At 39.3% G+C, this 18,526-nt stretch carries 19 protein-coding genes; all 19 read right to left on the bottom strand.

From position 1 onward, the window contains the following. Positions 1-172: 172 nt before the first annotated feature. The gene (locus MWH30_RS06755) at positions 173-1,477 is read right to left on the bottom strand and encodes a pyrimidine-nucleoside phosphorylase (RefSeq protein WP_248663303.1); all 1,305 of its coding nucleotides are present in this window, start codon (positions 1,475-1,477) and stop codon (positions 173-175) included. A 1-nt stretch (position 1,478) separates the two neighbouring features. After that, complete coding sequence (locus tag MWH30_RS06750; protein ID WP_248663302.1) at positions 1,479-2,294, bottom strand: purine-nucleoside phosphorylase; 816 nt, start codon at positions 2,292-2,294, stop codon at positions 1,479-1,481. A 17-nt stretch (positions 2,295-2,311) separates the two neighbouring features. Further along, positions 2,312-3,493, bottom strand: coding sequence for a phosphopentomutase (locus MWH30_RS06745; protein ID WP_248663301.1), 1,182 nt, complete (start codon positions 3,491-3,493; stop codon positions 2,312-2,314). 733 nt (positions 3,494-4,226) lie between these two features. Continuing rightward, on the bottom strand, positions 4,227-4,874 hold the full coding sequence (gene spoIIM / locus MWH30_RS06740) for a stage II sporulation protein M (protein WP_248663300.1): 648 nt from the start codon (positions 4,872-4,874) through the stop codon (positions 4,227-4,229). A 69-nt stretch (positions 4,875-4,943) separates the two neighbouring features. Further along, on the bottom strand, positions 4,944-5,651 hold the full coding sequence (locus MWH30_RS06735; RefSeq protein WP_248663299.1) for a hypothetical protein: 708 nt from the start codon (positions 5,649-5,651) through the stop codon (positions 4,944-4,946). Between the two features lie 8 nt (positions 5,652-5,659). Beyond that, entirely contained in the window at positions 5,660-6,208 is a 549-nt protein-coding gene (locus MWH30_RS06730; RefSeq protein WP_248663298.1) for an NUDIX hydrolase, read from the bottom strand. Positions 6,209-6,214: 6 nt separating this feature from the next. Beyond that, complete coding sequence (locus MWH30_RS06725) at positions 6,215-7,309, bottom strand: DUF3866 family protein (RefSeq protein ID WP_248663297.1); 1,095 nt, start codon at positions 7,307-7,309, stop codon at positions 6,215-6,217. 109 nt (positions 7,310-7,418) lie between these two features. Beyond that, positions 7,419-8,567 (bottom strand): M20/M25/M40 family metallo-hydrolase, encoded by a 1,149-nt coding sequence (locus tag MWH30_RS06720; RefSeq protein ID WP_248663296.1) that lies wholly within the window; start codon positions 8,565-8,567, stop codon positions 7,419-7,421. Between the two features lie 87 nt (positions 8,568-8,654). After that, positions 8,655-9,794: an alanine racemase gene (alr, locus tag MWH30_RS06715; RefSeq protein ID WP_248663295.1), complete on the bottom strand. Its 1,140-nt coding sequence runs from the start codon at positions 9,792-9,794 to the stop codon at positions 8,655-8,657. A gap of 22 nt (positions 9,795-9,816) precedes the next feature. After that, on the bottom strand, positions 9,817-10,890 hold the full coding sequence (locus MWH30_RS06710) for an alanine/ornithine racemase family PLP-dependent enzyme (RefSeq protein WP_248663294.1): 1,074 nt from the start codon (positions 10,888-10,890) through the stop codon (positions 9,817-9,819). A gap of 71 nt (positions 10,891-10,961) precedes the next feature. Continuing rightward, complete coding sequence (locus MWH30_RS06705; RefSeq protein WP_248663293.1) at positions 10,962-11,498, bottom strand: 2-oxoacid:ferredoxin oxidoreductase subunit gamma family protein; 537 nt, start codon at positions 11,496-11,498, stop codon at positions 10,962-10,964. A gap of 3 nt (positions 11,499-11,501) precedes the next feature. Next, positions 11,502-12,248, bottom strand: a complete 747-nt coding sequence (locus tag MWH30_RS06700) for a thiamine pyrophosphate-dependent enzyme (protein ID WP_248663292.1) — start codon at positions 12,246-12,248, stop codon at positions 11,502-11,504. After that, positions 12,248-13,300, bottom strand: a complete 1,053-nt coding sequence (locus tag MWH30_RS06695; RefSeq protein ID WP_248663291.1) for a 3-methyl-2-oxobutanoate dehydrogenase subunit VorB — start codon at positions 13,298-13,300, stop codon at positions 12,248-12,250. Before MWH30_RS06695 ends, MWH30_RS06700 begins: the two co-directional genes overlap by 1 nt. 42 nt (positions 13,301-13,342) lie before the next feature. After that, entirely contained in the window at positions 13,343-13,549 is a 207-nt protein-coding gene (locus MWH30_RS06690; RefSeq protein ID WP_248663290.1) for a 4Fe-4S binding protein, read from the bottom strand. Positions 13,550-13,654: 105 nt separating this feature from the next. Further along, complete coding sequence (locus MWH30_RS06685) at positions 13,655-14,476, bottom strand: hypothetical protein (protein WP_248663289.1); 822 nt, start codon at positions 14,474-14,476, stop codon at positions 13,655-13,657. Then, positions 14,469-15,143, bottom strand: a complete 675-nt coding sequence (locus tag MWH30_RS06680; RefSeq protein WP_248663288.1) for a glycosyltransferase family 2 protein — start codon at positions 15,141-15,143, stop codon at positions 14,469-14,471. Before MWH30_RS06680 ends, MWH30_RS06685 begins: the two co-directional genes overlap by 8 nt. After that, positions 15,136-15,744, bottom strand: coding sequence for a copper transporter (locus MWH30_RS06675; protein ID WP_248663287.1), 609 nt, complete (start codon positions 15,742-15,744; stop codon positions 15,136-15,138). The genes MWH30_RS06680 and MWH30_RS06675 overlap by 8 nt, the downstream gene beginning before the upstream one ends. Before the next feature lie 21 nt (positions 15,745-15,765). Beyond that, positions 15,766-16,890 (bottom strand): putative cytokinetic ring protein SteA, encoded by a 1,125-nt coding sequence (gene steA / locus MWH30_RS06670; RefSeq protein ID WP_248663286.1) that lies wholly within the window; start codon positions 16,888-16,890, stop codon positions 15,766-15,768. A gap of 372 nt (positions 16,891-17,262) precedes the next feature. Continuing rightward, the gene (gene ltrA / locus MWH30_RS06665; protein WP_248663335.1) at positions 17,263-18,423 is read right to left on the bottom strand and encodes a group II intron reverse transcriptase/maturase; all 1,161 of its coding nucleotides are present in this window, start codon (positions 18,421-18,423) and stop codon (positions 17,263-17,265) included. Positions 18,424-18,526: the final 103 nt, after the last annotated feature.

Genomic DNA, 18,526 nt, shown 5'->3' with positions numbered 1-18,526 from the left:
CCTTACCTACAAAAAATAATATTAATTCGTGAACAGCTTACGTTTCATTCAGAAATGCTTTGTTATATTTCTATTATTCTAGGCAAGTAAGTAAATTCCTGCAAAATATTAAATAAGATTCTACTATATAGTAGAATCTTATTTAATATGTAGAATTTTACCTATTTTTGAGCTAATTTATTACTTGGTGAACTAAGTTTCTAGCCACTAACTGTTCTGCTTCAATTTTATAAGCATTCTCTAACTTTTCTTTAGCTATAGCCAACTGACTATCTTCATTAACATGTAGAGTAGCCAGTTTATCACCTTTACTTATTTTAGCCCCTAATTTAGCCTCTAAAACAATTCCTACTGCTAAATCTATTGTCGCCTCTTTGTTTTCACGACCAGCTCCTAAGAGCATAGCTGCTAAACCTACTTCTTCGGCTAAAATTTCTGTTATATAACCACTTTTAGGTGCTTTTATTTCAACTCTTTTTTTCGAAGTAGCTAAAAGATTAGGATTATCTACTACTTCTTCTTGACCACCCTGGGCCCTAATCAACTCCTTAAACTTCTCTAAAGCAGCTCCGCTAGCCAAAAGCTCCCTTAACTTAGCCTTTCCTTCTTTAGTATTCTCAACTCTTCCTGCTAATTTAAGCATCTCGGCTCCTAAACACAAAGAAAGCTCCTCCAAATCAGCCGGCCCTTCTCCCCGCAAAGTCTCTATAGCTTCCTTAACTTCTAAGGCATTGCCTACTGCCTTACCTAAAGGCTGATTCATATCAGAGATTACCGCCACTGTCTCCTGACCAAGATTATTACCGATCTCCACCATAGTTCTAGCCAGCTCTTCTGCTTCAGCAAGCTCCTTCATAAAAGCTCCGTTACCAACCTTCACATCCAGCAAAATCTTATCAGCCCCGGCAGCTATCTTCTTGCTCATAATACTACTAGCAATTAAAGGAATAGAGTCTACGGTAGCCGTTACATCCCGCAAAGCATAAAGCTTCTTATCAGCCGGAGCTAAGTTAGCCGTCTGTCCCGCTACAGCTACTTGTAGTCGATTAACATTATCAATAAACTCCTGCTTAGCCAGAGCAGTCCTAAAATTAGGAATCGCCTCTAGCTTATCAATAGTTCCCCCAGTATGACCTAAGCCTCGCCCAGACATCTTAGCTACTGGTACTCCTGCCGCTGCTACTAAAGGAGCTAAAACTAAAGTAACACTATCTCCTACTCCGCCAGTACTGTGTTTATCTACCTTAACTCCAGCAATAGAACTTAAATCCAGCTGTTCACCGGAATCAGCCATAACCGAAGTCAAAGCAGCCACTTCTTGCTTCTTCATGCCTTGAAAGAAGACTGCCATGGCCCAAGCAGCCAACTGATAGTCCGGAATTTCTCCACTTACATAGCCTGAAATTAAATATTCTAACTCAGCCTTAGTTAACTCTTTACCTGCTCGCTTTTTTAAAATAATATCATAGGCTCTCATCTTAAATCTCCTTAACAACTCCTTTCACTAAGCTGATAAACTTAGGCTTAACCCGCTCCGTAGTCTCAATTACCTCCTCATGGTCTAAAGGCTTAGGCAAAACTCCAGCCGCCATGTTGGTAATGCAGGAGATACCTAGCACCTCCATTTGCATATGATTAGCCACAATTACCTCCGGTACCGTAGACATTCCCACTGCGTCAGCTCCAATACGAGAAATAAACTCAACCTCGGCTGGAGTTTCGTAGCTGGGCCCGGTCACAGCTAAGTAAACTCCCTTTTTAACTCCTATTCCCTGCTGTTGAGCCACTGCTTCCGCTAACTCTATCAAGTCTTGACTATAAGCTGTGGACATATCAGGGAATCTGGGCCCGAATTCCTCTTCATTACTACCAATCAAAGGGTTAGTACCCATGAAATTTATATGATCCCTGATTACCATAAAATCCCCTACATTAAAGCTCTCATTAACTCCTCCGGCAGCATTGGTAACTACTAATTTCTCAGCTCCTAAGAGCTTCATTACCCGGACCGGAAAGGTAACTTCTGTTAGACTGTAGCCTTCGTAATAGTGAAAACGGCCCTGCATAGCTACTACCTCTTTACCTGCTAACTCTCCACAAACCAGTTGTCCAGCGTGTCCTTCCACCGTCGAAGCGGGAAAGTTAGGTATTTCTTGATAAGGAATCTGCCTAGCTTCTTCAATCTCCTCAGCTAAAACTCCCAACCCAGAACCCAAAATCAAAGCTATTTCCGGCTTAATTGCTAATTCTGCCTCTAAATAATCCACACTCTCTTCTACCTTAGTTAAATCCATTTCAGCTCACTCCTTTGCTAATCCATAATCTGCTCTTTAAAACTACTTCCATCTTCAGGCTCTTTTACCTCCAAAATATCGGCTACAGTACTAGCTAAATCAGCAAAACTATCTCTAATTCCTAAATCTACACCTGCTTTAATAGCTGCTCCTTTAATTAATAAGGGCACATACTCCCGAGTGTGATCCGTGCCCGGATAAGTAGGATCACAGCCGTGATCAGCCGTAATTATTAACAGGTCATCCTCCTCTAACAGTGCTTCAATCTCCGGTAGTTGACTATCAAACTCCTGCAAGGCTTGAGCATAACCCTGCACATCATTTCGATGCCCATATAGCTGATCAAAGTCCACTAAGTTAGCAAAAATCAAACCTGCTTCCACCTCAGTTAATGAGTCACAAATAGTCTCTATTCCTTCTTGATTACCAGCAATATGCTTAGAGTCAGTCAAACCTCGATCAGCAAAGATATTATCAATTTTTCCAATTCCTAATACTGTTTGTCCCGCTTCTTTAACAGAATCTAAAAGCGTAGGCTTCGGTGGAACTAAGGAAAAGTCCTTTCTGCTAGCAGTACGCACTAAACTACCTAGCTCTCCCTTAAAAGGCCTAGCTATCACTCGCGCTACTGCATGCTCTCCCTTTAAGATCTCTCTAGCCTTTCGACAATAACTATATAACTCCTCTACAGAAATTACATCTTCGTGAGCGGCAATCTGAAATACACTATCGGCAGAAGTATAGACTATAGGTTGTCCAGTTGCTAAATGTTCTACACCTAGTTCCTCAATAATTACCGTCCCCGAAGCAGCATAGTTACCTAAAATCTCAGTCCCAATAGCTTCTTCAAACTCTTTAATTATCTCTTCTGGAAAGCCATCCGGATAAGTAGGGAAAGGCTGTTCAGAAATAATTCCCGCCAGTTCCCAATGGCCCATAGTGGTATCCTTACCCGGGGAAGCCTCAGCCATTTTAGCATAGACTCCTTCAGCTTTTGATAGTTGATTTACTCCTTTAATCTCTACTCCGGCTATATTTCCCAAGCCTAATCTTTCTAAGTTAGGTAGTTCAATTCCACCTAGTTCTCGAGCAATATTCGGTAAAGTACTAGCCCCCTCATCTCCAAACTGTTTAGCGTCTGGTAGGGCTCCGACTCCTAAGCTATCTAGAACTATAATTAGTACTCTTTTAATTTTCATGCTCTAGCTCCTTTCTTTTTCACAAAATAAAACTTTTTCGTTCTAATGTTGCTTTTTAACGAGGTCTGGGTACCCCCAGGGGTGTTTAACGCTCCAAATCTTTTTTCTCTCCTTCTTCATTTATGAAAACTATAGCTATTATGATTTGCTCGAGCTTTTTAAAATAATTTAATAAAAACGACGAAAAAAGCTAGATTTCCGCTCCTAAACACCCCTGGGGGATTATTTTATCGTGAAAAACCAATTTCGTTATCAGCACGGTCAAATGGGTGTTTATAAGCGATATTAAAGTTTATTTTTTAGTACTTCTTGACGAATTGGAGCTAAAATAAGAACTGGTTTAGCCAATTTTTCTAATTAAAATTGGCGGGTTCTTATTTTAGTGGAGATGAGTCTTAGAAGTACTAAAATAAACTTTTCTAGCGTTAAACATCCATTTGGCCTCCCACGCCAACGCAACATTATACCAATATTTTAGTAAGGAAAATGAAATTTTGAACTTATCTCTTAAGGTTTAGTCAGAACTTAGTCAGATTTTAGTCACCCCAAGGGCACTTCCCAAAGTAATGACTAGCCAAAATAATGGCGTCGCTACGGGGCACACCCCAAGAGTACTTCTTCAGTCAGCAAAGAACGCTTCCTTCAGGGCGCTGTGTCAAACTACTTTTAATCTTTTGAACTTTATCTATCCTCTATCCTCTATCATTTATCATTTGATTAATACACTTAACAGCTAAGCCGCCACAATAAAATTAATCACTAACTCCATCACCAAAGGAGTCAACAAACTCTCAATTAAAGCCGCTACTACCAAAATAATTCCTAATAATCCCATCATAGTAGAATAGCCAAAAAAGTACTGCACAAAATTAAGAGGCCGTTTAGAAAACTTACTCTTTAAAAGATTAAGCGCAAAAGCAACTGCAGCTACTCCAGCTATAATCAAAACAGGAATTACAATAATATTATGAGGTAACATAGCAGAAATAGCAAAAATCAATCCCTTAATTGCCAGTTCTTCAACTAAAAAGCCTACCGCAAATCCAATCACAAAACCACGCAAAAAAATAATAATTGGAATCAAAGGCAAACCAATCATAGAAACTCCCAAAATCCACAATATAAAAATAGACTTCAAGTTATAAAAAATAGCCTGCTGAGCCAGCAAGTCCTTTTGTAAAACAAACTCTCCCTGAAACCCCTGGAAGAAACTAGATAGGTAATGAATCAACTCGCTTTTTTCCGTGTGATTTAACATCTTAACTGTAATAGAGCCAAAGGTTACTCCACTAATGAAAATAACTACTAAAAATAATAAAATCGAAAAGTTACGCTGTATAAATCTCAGAGTGCTATTTTTAATCTGGCCTAAATTAAACATTGCTCTCCCCCCATCAATTACGAAACATCTTACTAAAACATATGCTTAATGGGGGGAGAGTATGACAAGCTATAATTCCAAAAAACCTTCTTCAATTATTAATTTGCCGATATGTTCAGCCGCTAAAATATCCTCATAAGAGTTAGAGCTAGCTGCTACTAAAGTAATTCCTGTTTTAAACTTCTGAGCTAATCTAATCGCTCGTTGAGCAGATATTCGAGCTGGCTGAGCTCCCTTTTTCTTAAAGGTTCTAGCTATAGTTCCTGTAATTACTTCGGGAGCTCCGTGATTATAAGCCACATCATAAGCCACTCCCCCAGTTTCAGTAATAGCCACAACTACTTTTTCTTCAAAGTCCAACAGCTTCACTACTTCCGCTCCTAAGTTAGGAATTATATCTTCAATTTCAGCTCCAGCTCTCTTAATTCCAGTCAAAGTTAAGTTAATATTCTTTTCTCGCTCCTCCCGGGAAGCCAAACGCGGTTCAGTTATCAACACCACTTCACTATCATACTTTAAAGCCTTTTTAGCAGCAAAGTAGCCTATCTTTTCAGGATTAGTCTGAATTTTTAAAGAAATATGATCCGGACTAGCTCCAAAAGCATCTAACGCTCCAGCATCTAGGGTAGCTTCAATAGTAGTGGACATATCTATAATATCTACAATCATTACTATATCACCTTTTCGCGCTGCTTTAGCAGCTCCCGAAGCATTAGAAGTAATATTTAGAGTAGGAGTCCACTCTGTACTCCGCTGATTTCCTAATAATTTAACCATACTATCTATTAACCTCCTGAACAATAATTAAACAAGTATTGCAAACCAATAATCGTCTTAGCATCAGCCAGTTCAGCAGTATACAGCTTTTCTTTAGCCTCGTTTAAGGAAAGCTTCACTATTTCAATAAACTCATCCTCATCGGTATGCTGTTGATACTCTTTAAGCCTCTGAGCCAGATAAAGATGAATCTCCTCATCACAAAAGCCGGGTGAAGTATAAAAGCTACCTATTTTTTCCCAGTTTTTAGCTTGATAGCCTGTCTCCTCTGCTAATTCTCGCTGAGCACAGTCGCGAGGGGTCTCATTTTCCTCTAATAGCCCCGCCGGTAGTTCTAACATTATTTTTCCTAAAGGACTTCTAAACTGACGAACTAAGATAATTTCCTGAGTATCTTCCAAATAAGGAACTATAGTCACCCCGCCCGAATGTTCTACTATTTCTCGCTCGGCACTTGTCCCATCGGGCAGCCTTACTTGATCTTCCCTCAGCTTTACAATTCTGCCACTATACACTTCAGTGCTTGCTATTATTTCTTCACTTAACTCTGATTCCACATTACTTCAACTCCTTATTAATAGTCCTAACTCTTCTAAAGCTAATAAAGCCGCTATTCCAGCTGTTTTAAAGAATTCTGGATCTTCCTTTTCGTCTCGCCCCATTGTATTAACAGCAATCCTAGCTTCATTAATAATCTCTAATATTTCTGCTCCCTCTTTATACCTCAGCTGATGCTTATTAATTAATTGATGAGTTGCTAACTGCTCTTCAATTCTAGTTTTTTGAATGCCACTTAATTTAGGCAGGGCTACAATAGCTTCAGTCAAAGCTACCTTGCTTAAGGCGGTTAAGGTATGATGACTGAGCCCGTAATGTCTCTCTCTTGAATCAGCAAAACTAATTCTGGGGATAGCTATGGGAGTCCCCCCTAAGACATTAACGGCATTAATAATCTGTCCCTGTTCTAAACCAGTAAAACCGTATTCAGTTCCCGTTCCTACAATCCCCGGGCCCATTGCTACAATAACTACATCGGCCTGAAGTACCTCCTTAGCAGCTATCAGCCCTGAATAGATATTAACAGCTTCTAAGTCGCCCCCAAAAGCCTGCCCTACGGTAATAGTGCTCTGGATTAGCCCCGCTTCTTTTAATTCAACTATGCTGTGGCTTAACTGCAAAGGTAAAGCTGCTTTATCGGTCATAATATAAACTACCTTCAACTGTTCTCTACTCAAGTTAGCCAAAATAAGAGCTGCCGGAGCTACCATACTATGCAAGGAGCCCACCAACACTAGCTGTTCCTCTAAAGAGCTAAAGTCTGCTATTTCCTTTCTCCAAGCACTACTTTTTTCTTCTACAGCCTCCACCTTTAACTGTAAGGGAGTATAACGTAGCTTCATAATATGACCGGGGCCCTGCAAAGACTGAGGCTTAGCATCAACAGCAGCAATCACAAAATCATAACCTCCAGTTCCTAAGCCTAAGTCCACCGCGGTAGTGTTCAAAATTACTCTATTACCCAGCTCAAGTTCACCTATTAAACTATCATAGTTGATAGCCTGGCGCTGCTGGCCAGACTTTAGCTCTACTTCTACCACTGTTAAGCCAGCTCTGACTTTATTAATAGCAGTTACTACGCCTTGAGCAGTAGCCAGCAAAAAAATACCTCCAATCCTAACTATTGATAATTTTAAAACTATTCCTGATAATCTTCTTTACTAATTCACTTATTATTTTATGTGATGGAAATAGAGATAATTCCTCAACTTAAACAGCCTTACTCTTTTTATTTCCGGCAGCCCACTCTTCAATTATCGCCAATAAATACCTATTGATATTAACTAAATCCTTAATCTCAATATTTTCCTCGGGCGAATGAACATCATTAGTCCCTAAAGACAAATTTACCGCCGGAATTCCATTACTGTTCAAGATATTAGCGTCGCTACCGCCACCTCCAGCTATTAGTTTAGGCTCTATTTCTATCCTTTCAGCAGCTCTCAAAATCAACTTTACTAGCGGTTCTTCTTTACTTAATTCAAAAGCTGAATACATTCTTTCCGTGTTAATATCTATTTCAGCTGCTAACTTCTGTGTTGAGCTCTCCAAAATTTCCAGCATATGCTCTGTTTGGGCAGCTAATTTAGCCTCATCTCTGCTTCGAGCCTCACCCTCTAACTTTACTATATCAGGAACAATATTAGTTGCTTCCCCACCTTCAATTACGCCAATATTAGCCGTAGTCTCTTCATCAATCCTACCTAAGTTCATATTAGAAAGAGCAATACTAGCAACTTTAATAGCATTAACTCCCTCTTCTGGATTAACGCCAGCGTGAGCTGCTTCACCATTTATTACCGCCTCTATCTTATTTTGAGCGGGCCCTTCTATAACCACCGAGCCTACTTCTCCGTTAGTATCCAAAACTATTCCGTAATCAGCTGCTAACTGACTATAGTCTAAATTCTTAGCTCCCAACAGTCCTATCTCTTCACAAACAGTAAATACTACTTCCAAATTACCATACTCCAAATCGTTCTCTTCAGCTAATATAGTCTCTAAAACTGTCATAATAGCAGTAATTCCCGCCTTATCATCGGCTCCCAAAATAGTATCACCACTGCTGTAAATAACCCCATCTTTAATTACCGGCTCTATCCCCTGGCCCGGAGTAACTGTATCCATATGGGCTGTTAGTAAAAGAGTAGGTAGTTCAGAATTCCTCCCCTTTAGCTTAGCAATTATATTCCCAGCATTACCACCAATCTTTTTTCCGGCCTGGTCCTCACTAACCTCTAATCCTAGCTCTTTTAACTCCTGTTTTAACTTATCTGCAATCTGCCGCTCTGCTTTAGACTCACTATCTATCTGTACTAGTTCTAAAAATCGTTTTAAAATGTCTGCTTGCTTGATCATCTGCAGGCCTCCTTAAATTATATATACTATTTTTATTCTTGTCTTGATACAACTTCTAGTTAATAATGCTTTATCCTGCTTTAATTATTATAAATTTATATAAACTCTTGGCACTCGAGAACTCAGCATGCAGACAACCTCATAATTAATAGTTCCAATTCTAGCTGCTATTTCTTCAACAGTAATTCTTTCTGAGCCTTGCTTGCCAATTAAAACAACCTCTTGAGCTACCTGTACCTCACCTACTTCACTAACATCAACCATAAATTGATCCATACAGACTCTACCTACTACCGGAGCTCGTTGACCATTTACCAGAACTTCACTATTTGAAGATAAGAGTCTACTATAACCATCATCATAGCCTAAAGGAATGGTAGCTATTTTACTAGGAGCAGAGGTAGTATAGGTATGCCCATAGCTAATCCCCGTTCCAGCTGGCACTTCCTTTAGTTGAGCTATCTTGGCTTTTAAAGATAAAGCCGGCTTTAAGTCCAACTCCTGCTCTACCTGAGCCGAAGGAAAGAGTCCGTAAATTGAAATTCCTAATCTAACCATATCCAACTGGGTTTCAGGTAAGTCCAGACAGGCAGCACTATTGGCACAGTGCTTAATTGGAATCTCCAGCCCAGCAGCTGCTAACTCTGTTAATACATTTTTAAAGCTATTAAACTGTTGATAAGTAAAGCTTTTATCCTTTTCATCGGCTAGAGCAAAATGAGTAAAAACTCCCTCCACTACTAATTTAGGCAGCTTATGAATAGCTTTAATGAAATCTACTGCTTCAGCAGGCTGTACTCCAATCCTGCTCATTCCTGTATCCACCTTAACATGTACTTTCAATTCTTTATCTAACTCTACTGCTTGCCGAGATAAGGCTTGAGCATTATCATAATCATAAATAGTTTGAGCAAAGCCTTGCTTGATTAACTCCCCAGCAGCTTCAGCTGGAGTCCAACCTAAAATCAAAATTGCTTCCTCATCGAAGCCAGCCTCTTTTAACTCTAAGGCCTCATCTAGAATAGCTACAGCTAACTTATCAACCCCCGCTGCTAAGGCTGTCTTAGTAACCTCCACCGCTCCATGCCCATAAGCATTAGCCTTCACCACTGCCATCAATAACGTATCAGCAGCTAATCTTTTTTTAAACTGGAGAATATTATGCTCTATTTTAGCTAAGTCTATCTCCGCCCAAGCTGGTCTTAAAGTTTGCCCCTGCTTAATCATCAACACCTCCTGTTGTGTTTTATTAGCAATAAATTTTATTTACATAAGGTGAAGTCATAGCTCTTAAAAGAGCACTATAGTTCAATTGAAACTTTAGTACATCACCTATTTTTAATTGCGAAACATAGTCACTAACATCTAAAAGCAAATGATCACTGCTTGCTCCTTCTACCTTTACCCCCTCTTGCAAAGGAATTAAGCCTTCCACATCTATATCCTGACGCCCAACAGCCAAAATAGCTCTTTTTCTAACTCCACGTTTTTTTATTTCCTGCTGCTCACCAAAGGCATTTTCTCCCCGTTCTCCCCGAGGTTCAGCTCCTTTCTCTTTCAGCTCAATTACTTCGGCAGATAATAAAAAGGCATCTTGATAAGTATCCCCAAAAGGAGTATCGTCTACTATATTCCGCCCTAAGAGAATCGTTTCTCCAATTCGGAGCTGATTAATCTCTGCTAGTAACTCCCCCTTTTTTAACTGTGGCAAAGAGCTACTATTTCCTCCTGAGATCAAAGGCAGAGCCCTCTCTAACTCTTTCTCTGCACTACGACTAAAGTTCACCAAAGCCTGCATATTTTTGGCCGAAGGTAAAACCCCTCCGTAGCAGGCTAAGTTACTTCCTAGGCCTAATAGCTCAATATAAGCAAAGTTCTTTAACTCCTTAACCACACTAAGTAGCTTAGCTGGCATAACTCCTTCCCGCCTATCACCTATATCCACCATCAAAATCACCTTATGCTTTTTGCCCAGCTTAGCTGCTGCCTCATTTAAAGCAGCAATTACCTTTAATTCGGAGTTGAGACTGATATCGGCTTGCTCAACTACAGCCTTTGCTTCACTCAACATTGGAATCCTCAACAGCAGTAAAGATTCTGTAGTTAATTTCAAATTTTTTCGCAAATACCTTAAGTTCTGTAATCTAGAGTCAGCCAAACCCTTAACCCCTCCAGTTAACATAGCCTGAGCCACCCTTAAATCAGCACAAACTCCCTTAGTTACTCCAATGATTTCCACTTTTTGTTGAGCTGCTAAGCCAACTATTTGCTTAGTATTACTAATCAACTTCTTTATATTAATCTCTATTCTAGGATTAAACATTTTAAACCACCTTTTTAGCTTATATAAAAAAGTCCCAGGACTTAAAGCATCCCGGGAAGATAATTTTCAACTTATATTATTAATTCTCTACCTTGCTGCAAGGCTTTTTTATTAAGCTCAAGCAAGTTATGTCTATGCGCTGGCAGCACTTCGCTTAAAGAGTCTATTACTGTTTCTAAATCGACTACTCCTAACTTAGCCACTACTGCTCCTAACATTACCATATTAGCTACTTTTTCTATACCTAAGTCTAAAGCTAATTCATTAGCTGGCACCTCAATAACTTCAATATCCTGGCGCTGCACTTCTTTATCTACTAAGGAGCTATTAACAAATAACTTACCCCCAGTTTTAACTTTTTCTGCAAATTTATCCAAAGAAGGTCGGTTCATTACCACTATTACGTTAGGCTCAGTAGGCAGGGGAGAAGCTATTTCTTCGTCAGCTAATACTACAGTACAGTTAGCCGTCCCGCCTCTCATTTCTGGGCCATAAGAAGGAATCCAAGAAACCTCTCGCCCAGCCTTCATCCCGGCATAAGTCAAAAGCTGGCCCATTAGCATTACTCCTTGACCACCAAAGCCAGCAATTATTAATTCTACTAACACCTTCTACTCCACCTCCCCGACACTCTTTAACTCACCTAAGGGATAATAAGGAATCATATTATCCTCTAACCAGTCTAGAGCTTGCTGAGGCGATAAACCCCAATTAGTAGGACAGGTGGATAGCACCTCTACCAAAGCATATCCTAAACCTTTTAGTTGAACCTTAAAAGCCTTTTTAATCGCTTCTTTAGCCTGCTTAATCCGCTGGGGAGTGTCTACTGATACCCGAGCTACATAGACTGCTCCTTCTAAAGTAGCCAACATCTCCGACATCTGCAACGGAAAGCCTGCTTCCTTTGTATCTCGCCCTCGGGGAGCCGTAGTAGCTTTTTGTCCTTCTAAAGTAGTAGGAGCCATCTGTCCTCCGGTCATCCCGTAAATAGCATTATTGATAAACACAGTAGTAATTCTTTCACCTCTACTGGCAGCATGTACCGATTCAGCCGTTCCAATCGAAGCATAATCACCATCACCTTGATAGGTAAAGACTACTTTATCGGGATGAACTCGTTTGATTCCCGTAGCTACTGCCGGAGGCCTCCCGTGAGCAGCCTCTAGCATATCCAAATCAAAGTAGTCATAAGCTAATACTGCACAGCCTACGGGAGCTATGCCAATAGTCTGCTCTTGAATATCCAGTTCATCTATCACTTCAGCTACTAAACGGTGAACTATCCCGTGAGTACAGCCCGGACAGTAATGAAATTCTTGTTCTGTTAAAGATTTAGGTCTTCCTGCTAGCTCTTCCATTACTCCATAACCTCCTTTAACTTAACCAAGATCTCTGCTGGCGAAGGAACTGCTCCACCGGGACTACCGTAAAAAGCAACAGATCTTTCTCCATTAACTGCTAACCTTACATCCTCTACCATCTGACCAGTGCTCATCTCTACAGTTAAAAAGCAGTCCACTTGTTGAGCTGCCTTTTTAATTACTTTTTTCGGAAAAGGGAATAGGCTAATTGGCCTAATTAATCCTACTTTAATCCCTTCAGCTCTAGCTTCTTTGATAGCCGTTTTGACCACTCGAGCCGTAGTCCCGTAAGCCACAATAGCTACCTCAGCATCATCCATTAGCTTCTCTTCATACCTAACTTCATCTTCCTGCATCTGTTCATATTTACGAGCCAACTTCCAGTTATGCTCTGTTAGATCTTCAGTCTTTAAGCGCAGAGAATGGATAATATTTCTCTCTCTTCCTTCAGCTCCATCGACAATCCAGTCTTTCTCAGGCAGCTCTGGACTATCTATCTCTTTAAACTCCACTGGCTCCATCATCTGACCAATGACTCCATCTCCCAGTATCATTACTGGATTTCTATACTTATCAGCAATATCGAAAGCTTGTCTAGTCAAATCCACTGCTTCCTGTACCGAATCCGGAGCCAAAACTGCTAATCTAAAGTCCCCGTGAGCCATCCCTTTAGTAGCCTGAAAGTAGTCTGACTGGGAAGGGCCAATTCCGCCCAAACCGGGCCCGGCTCTAACCATATTAACTATCACACAGGGTAGCTCCGCTCCTGCTATATAAGAAATACCTTCTGCCTTAAGACTAATTCCTGGACTAGAAGAAGAAGTCATTACTCTAGCCCCGGCTGCTGAAGCTCCATAGACCATATTAATAGCAGCTACTTCACTTTCAGCCTGTAAGAAAACTCCCCCCTGCTCCGGCAGTTTCTCAGCCATATAAGCCGGCAGTTCATTTTGAGGAGTGATCGGATAACCAAAAAAATGAGTACAGCCAGCTCTAATAGCCGCCTCAGCAATTGCTTCATTACCTTTCATCAGTATTTTATCGCTCATCTTCAAGCCTCCTTAACTAAAAAAATTTCTAGCTCAATAATTTTACTCTTTAAATACCTCAATCACTACATCAGGACAAATCAAAGCACAAAAAGCACAGCCTATACAGTCTTCTGTTTCTTTCACAGCTGCTGGATAATAACCCTTAATATTGGCTTCCTCCTCTATAATTATAATTTCCTGCGGACAAACATTAGTACAGAGCTTACAACCCTTACATCTATCTGTTTCAAACTTAACTTTAGCCATTTTAAATCCTCCTCTGCTAATGCTAAAACTCAGTTTTCACTTAATATATTTCCGGACCACTGAACAATTTCCCTGCTCCAAATTCGATTTTAATTAGTCTAAAGTTCATTTTCTCCCCCAGGCATCTAAGTAAGCTAAAAATCTATTGGCAGCAATTACTTCAGTTAGTGAAACACGTTCGGTATAAAGATGAATGGAAATCAGTCCCCCCACTAATAGCAATTTGTAGATAGCAGGTAGGGCCCACAGTAAGCTCAAACCCAAAATAGAACCCAAAAAATTAGCCCCTACATCTCCTAACATAGCCTCACCTTGCAAATCAATAGGTAATAGTACTATAGCCATTGCTAATATAGGTATTAATAGTTTAAAAAAGATAGCTTCAGCTAGGGGGGCTAAAACTAAAAATAGCAATAAAAAACCCTTCCAAGCTCGTCCAGGTCGTAAATCTAAGAGATTAATAAAGTTAGCCATCAACACAATTAATAAAAAATCCACTCCCGACCAAAAGATACCCTGACTCCACTTAATCACCATCAACAAAGCAAATAAGCTAATACTTAGTGCCTTCAAAAAACCAGTAGTAACCCTATTTCCGAAAAGTGACTCCCGAAAATGCCCGCTTAAGCCTTTATTTTCTCCATCACCTAAGTAATCATCAACTAAACCAACTATTCCTACTACCAACAAAAAAAATAAACAAGATTTTAACAGTTCCGCAGAATAAATATTAAAGTAAGCCCCCACTAATAAGATAAACAGATAGTTAATTACTAAACAAGAACCATAAGCAGTAGGTATCGGCTCCCCTAAATAGTTCTTAGTCACTAAACCACCTGCTATTAGCAGCCGACTAAAGTAAGGATAAACTAAATAAGTTAAAGCTAAAGCCAAAGTAGTTATCAGTATTAACTCCAAATTATTCACCTCTGAACTCTCGATAAAGTACAGCCAATACATCTTTAAACTGTCGACCCCGGTGTTTAAAGCCGGCCCAGTCTCTACCCGTCTCGCGGTGCTTCATCTGCACAGGAACCTCCACTACTTTAAAGCCTCCTTGTAAAGCTTTAATGGTCAGCTCAGTTTCCACTCCAAAACCAGGCGCAAAACCTTTTATCTGCTTAAGTACCTCTTTAGTTAAAACCCTTTGTCCAGATAAAGGAGCCAGAGCTTCAAAACCAGTAAAGTATTTTATCCCCCAACGAGCTAAATTAGTCACTAAACCAAAACCACCCTTAGTTTCAGGCTGAGGCAGTTTAGCAATACTCATATCAGCTTCTCCCTGTCTTACCGGCTTTAATAGCTTAGTTAGCTCTTCTACACTGCTACCTAAATCAGCATCTAATAAGCAGATTAAATCACTATCCACTACTTCGATACCTACAGTTAAAGCCCCTCCTTTACCCTGATTAGACTGTAAATTAAGCAACTTTACTCCTGTTTGAGCTACAACCTCAGCCGTATTATCTGTTGAGCCATCGTTAATCACTATTATTTTATCAACTTCAGGAATTTCTTGCAAAGTTGAAATTGTAGTTCCAATCCTTTGTTCTTCATTATAGGCGGGCAGTAAAGCCGTTATTTCTTCAGTCAAAGGAAACACTCCTCTTTTTATTATCAATAGCCCCATCCAACTTTAAAATACTTTCTATTAAAGCCTGTTTAGCCTTAAAATCTTCTTCAGAAAAATGGATTAATTCTTTAAACTGATTCTTAAAATCAAAGTCCAACTCCTCCTCATTTAAATCTTGATGGTTTAAATAAACCAAATAATAATCAGCCTCTTCAGCTAGTTTTCCTTCAAAACTCTCTCTTAATTTAATCTGCACCTCTTCACTACCAGCCATCTCTAAAATACCCGTTAAGTCCCAGGCTAAATCTTCTAGCTCCTCTTCTTCATAAAGAATTAGGGCCCGCTTATCGGCCAAACGATCTTCCACAGCCAAAGGAAATAACTGCTGTTGAAACTCTCTATTACTTTCCAATTCACCTTCTAAAAGCTGAACTTCCTCTTGGAGTTGCTGATTTTGGCTGCGTATTTCTAAAAAATCCTCTTCCAAATGAGAAATTAACTCCTTTTGTTTTTCAACTACGCCTTCCTGCCCTACCATAGAACTACCTATTAAAATACCCATAGCTAAAGTTAAGAAAATAATTACTGTAGTTATTATCTGATATCTAATATCAATTACCATTAAATATTACTCCTTCCTAACTCAAAAGCCTAAACTAAGCCTTAACTTAATCAATAATAAACGTAAAATCTGCTGCATAGGAGTAGCCACTAAAAAAATAATTATAATCGGCACTAAAGCAGCAACTACAATCTTTAGAATATGTTCTACTCTTAAGCTGCTATTATAAAGCTTATTAACTCCCTTGGCATCAACCAGCTTAGCTCCAATCTTCAAACGAGTTAAAAAAGTGCTAGCCATTCCTGCTCGACCTTTTTCCAAAAAGTCTATCATGTTAGAGTGAGTACCTACCGCGGTAATCAACTCTGCTCCTTTTTCATAGGCTAAAAGCATAGCCAGATCTTCACTAGTTCCAGGGGCCGGAAACTTCTTAGCCTCAGTCGCCAAGTCTAGCTTTTCAACTCTCTGCCAACCCGGAGCCTCACCATCTGGATAGGCATGTACCAGTAACTCAGCTCCTGACTGCAAGGCTTGATCAGTAATACTATCCATATCCCCTACTATTAAATCCGGTTTAAAGCCATACTCCAATAAAGCATCTGCTCCTCCATCAACCCCGATCAAAACCGGTTGTACTTCCTTTATATAAGAACTAATTGTCTCTAAATCATCTTTATAGCCTTGACCTCTAACTACTATCAACACCTGCTTAGCCTGTACTTCGGTCTCAATAGCCGGAAGGCTTAAATCTAAGATTAACTCTTTTTCTCTCTTAGCATACTCTAAAGTATTTTCAATAAACTCATCCAGTTCAGACTCCAAATTTTTTTTACTCAAAGCTAGCTTCTTATCCAGTCTTTCTCGGTCTAATTGAACTCCTTGAGCTATCTCCCGATCGTCTTTAATAACCTTATTATCCATAATTTTAACCGTCTCCCCATCCTCTAGCTCAGTAAAGATATCCCAACCTGTTTCTTCTAAAACTAAAATTCCTGCTTGCAACAACTTTTCGGGCCCTAAATTAGGATACTTACCTGTACTGGAAGTCTTAACATTAATCACCGCCTTAACTCCGGCCTCAATTAAGGAGTTAGCTGCTAACTGATCTATATCTTCATGAGCAATAACAGCTATTTCTTCTCCGGCTAGCCTTTTCACCAACTCTTTTGTCTTGCGCCCTAACTTTACTTTACCCGTTAATTGCATATAAACTCCTCCAAACAAATCCACTTTTAGTATATACCTATTAATTTCTTCTAATACTAATTTAAAAAGTATATTCAACAACAAAAAGTGGTATAAAAAAATAAAGCTGCCTAACGGCAACCTTAGCTTTAAATAATCAGTTATCAGCCAAAGCATTTAAAAACTTCAGAATAAGCTAAAAACATAAAATAAGCAAAATTACTCCTAAAAGATATAACTTTATATTCAATAGAGTAGGACCAGCCTCACGGCTGGGACCTCTCATCAAACTGCACGTACGGTTCTCCCGTATACAGCTTTCCATTGTCGTTGCCCCTTAACAAGGAGTAAGTCATCATCTCTGTGTTATCACAGATGTAAATTTTACTCTTGTTAGGACAATGTGGTAAGTAATGATTTGAGTCCCTTTTGCCTTAATACGGCATTGGGGATTCTTTTATTTTGGTGTTTTATCGCTTTTTTCTTTTCTATATATGACCTTATGCGCATTCTTACCCACTTGTCTAGTTTTCTGAATAGTTTTTTCACATTCCCATTTCCAAAGTAATTTCCCCAACCTCTGATTATAGGATTAAGCGCTCCTATGATTATTTCTACTGGCCAGGGTTGTTGTCTTCTAGTCTTCTTTCTAATTTTATCTTTGAATTTCTTTATAGCTTTCTTTCTTGGACGTTTATAACGCCAAGCTATAAATTCAAATCCTAGGAATATGAATCCTTCTCCAAAATTAGTTATGACCGTCTTTTCTGGATGAAGAGTAAGTTTTAGTCTTTCTTCTGCTATTTCTCTTACTACTTCTAGTGCTCTATTTGCTTTCTTTTTAGATTTTGTAAGTATCACAAAATCATCGGCAAATCTGACTATTTTATATCCTCTCTTTGTCATTATTTGATCTAATTGATGGAGATAAATGTTGGCTAACAGAGGGGAGATTACTCCTCCCTGGGGTGTCCCTTGCTTTGTTGGTTTGTATCCTTCTTCGGTCATGACTCCAGCTGTTAGCCATGACTTGATTATTCTCAATACCCAACCATCATTTATTCTTTCAGTAATAAATTCCATTAACAAGTTATGGTCTATATTATCAAAGTATCCTTTGATATCGGCATCTAATATCCATTTATATCCCTGTTCTTTATATTCCTCTACTTTATCTATTGCATCCATTTGCGACTTTCTTGGACGAAATCCATAGGAACATTCACAAAATATCTTTTCAAATATTGGTTCTATTACTCTCTTTACTGCTGCCTGTGCTATTCTGTCCTTCACAGTAGGAATACCTAATGGACGTTTCCGACCATCGTCTTTTGGAATCATTACTCTAAGTACCGGTGATGCTTCATATCTATCTTCCTGTAGCTGTCTATATATTTCTCTCATATTCTGTTGATAGTTCTCACAAAATTCTTCTATTGTTACTCTATCTATTCCGGCACTTCCTCCATTTTCTATCACGGTCTTTGCTGCTAAGTGTAGATTTAGTTTTGTTACAATCTTGTCTCTAAGTGTATAGTAGGTGCGTCTAGTCACTAACTCACCTGTCCTTCCTTCACGACTTACCAATCTTTAGCTTCATAGTCCACTAATCTGTCCCTATTTTCATGTTATTACTGACCACGTCTCTAGACTTTCG

Origin of the sequence: Fuchsiella alkaliacetigena (genome assembly GCF_023227765.1) — a bacterium.
GTDB classification, from domain to species: domain Bacteria; phylum Bacillota; class Halanaerobiia; order Halobacteroidales; family Acetohalobiaceae; genus Fuchsiella; species Fuchsiella alkaliacetigena.
Note: the sequence above shows the minus strand (reverse complement) of the source record. Positions and strands in the feature narration are given on the sequence as shown.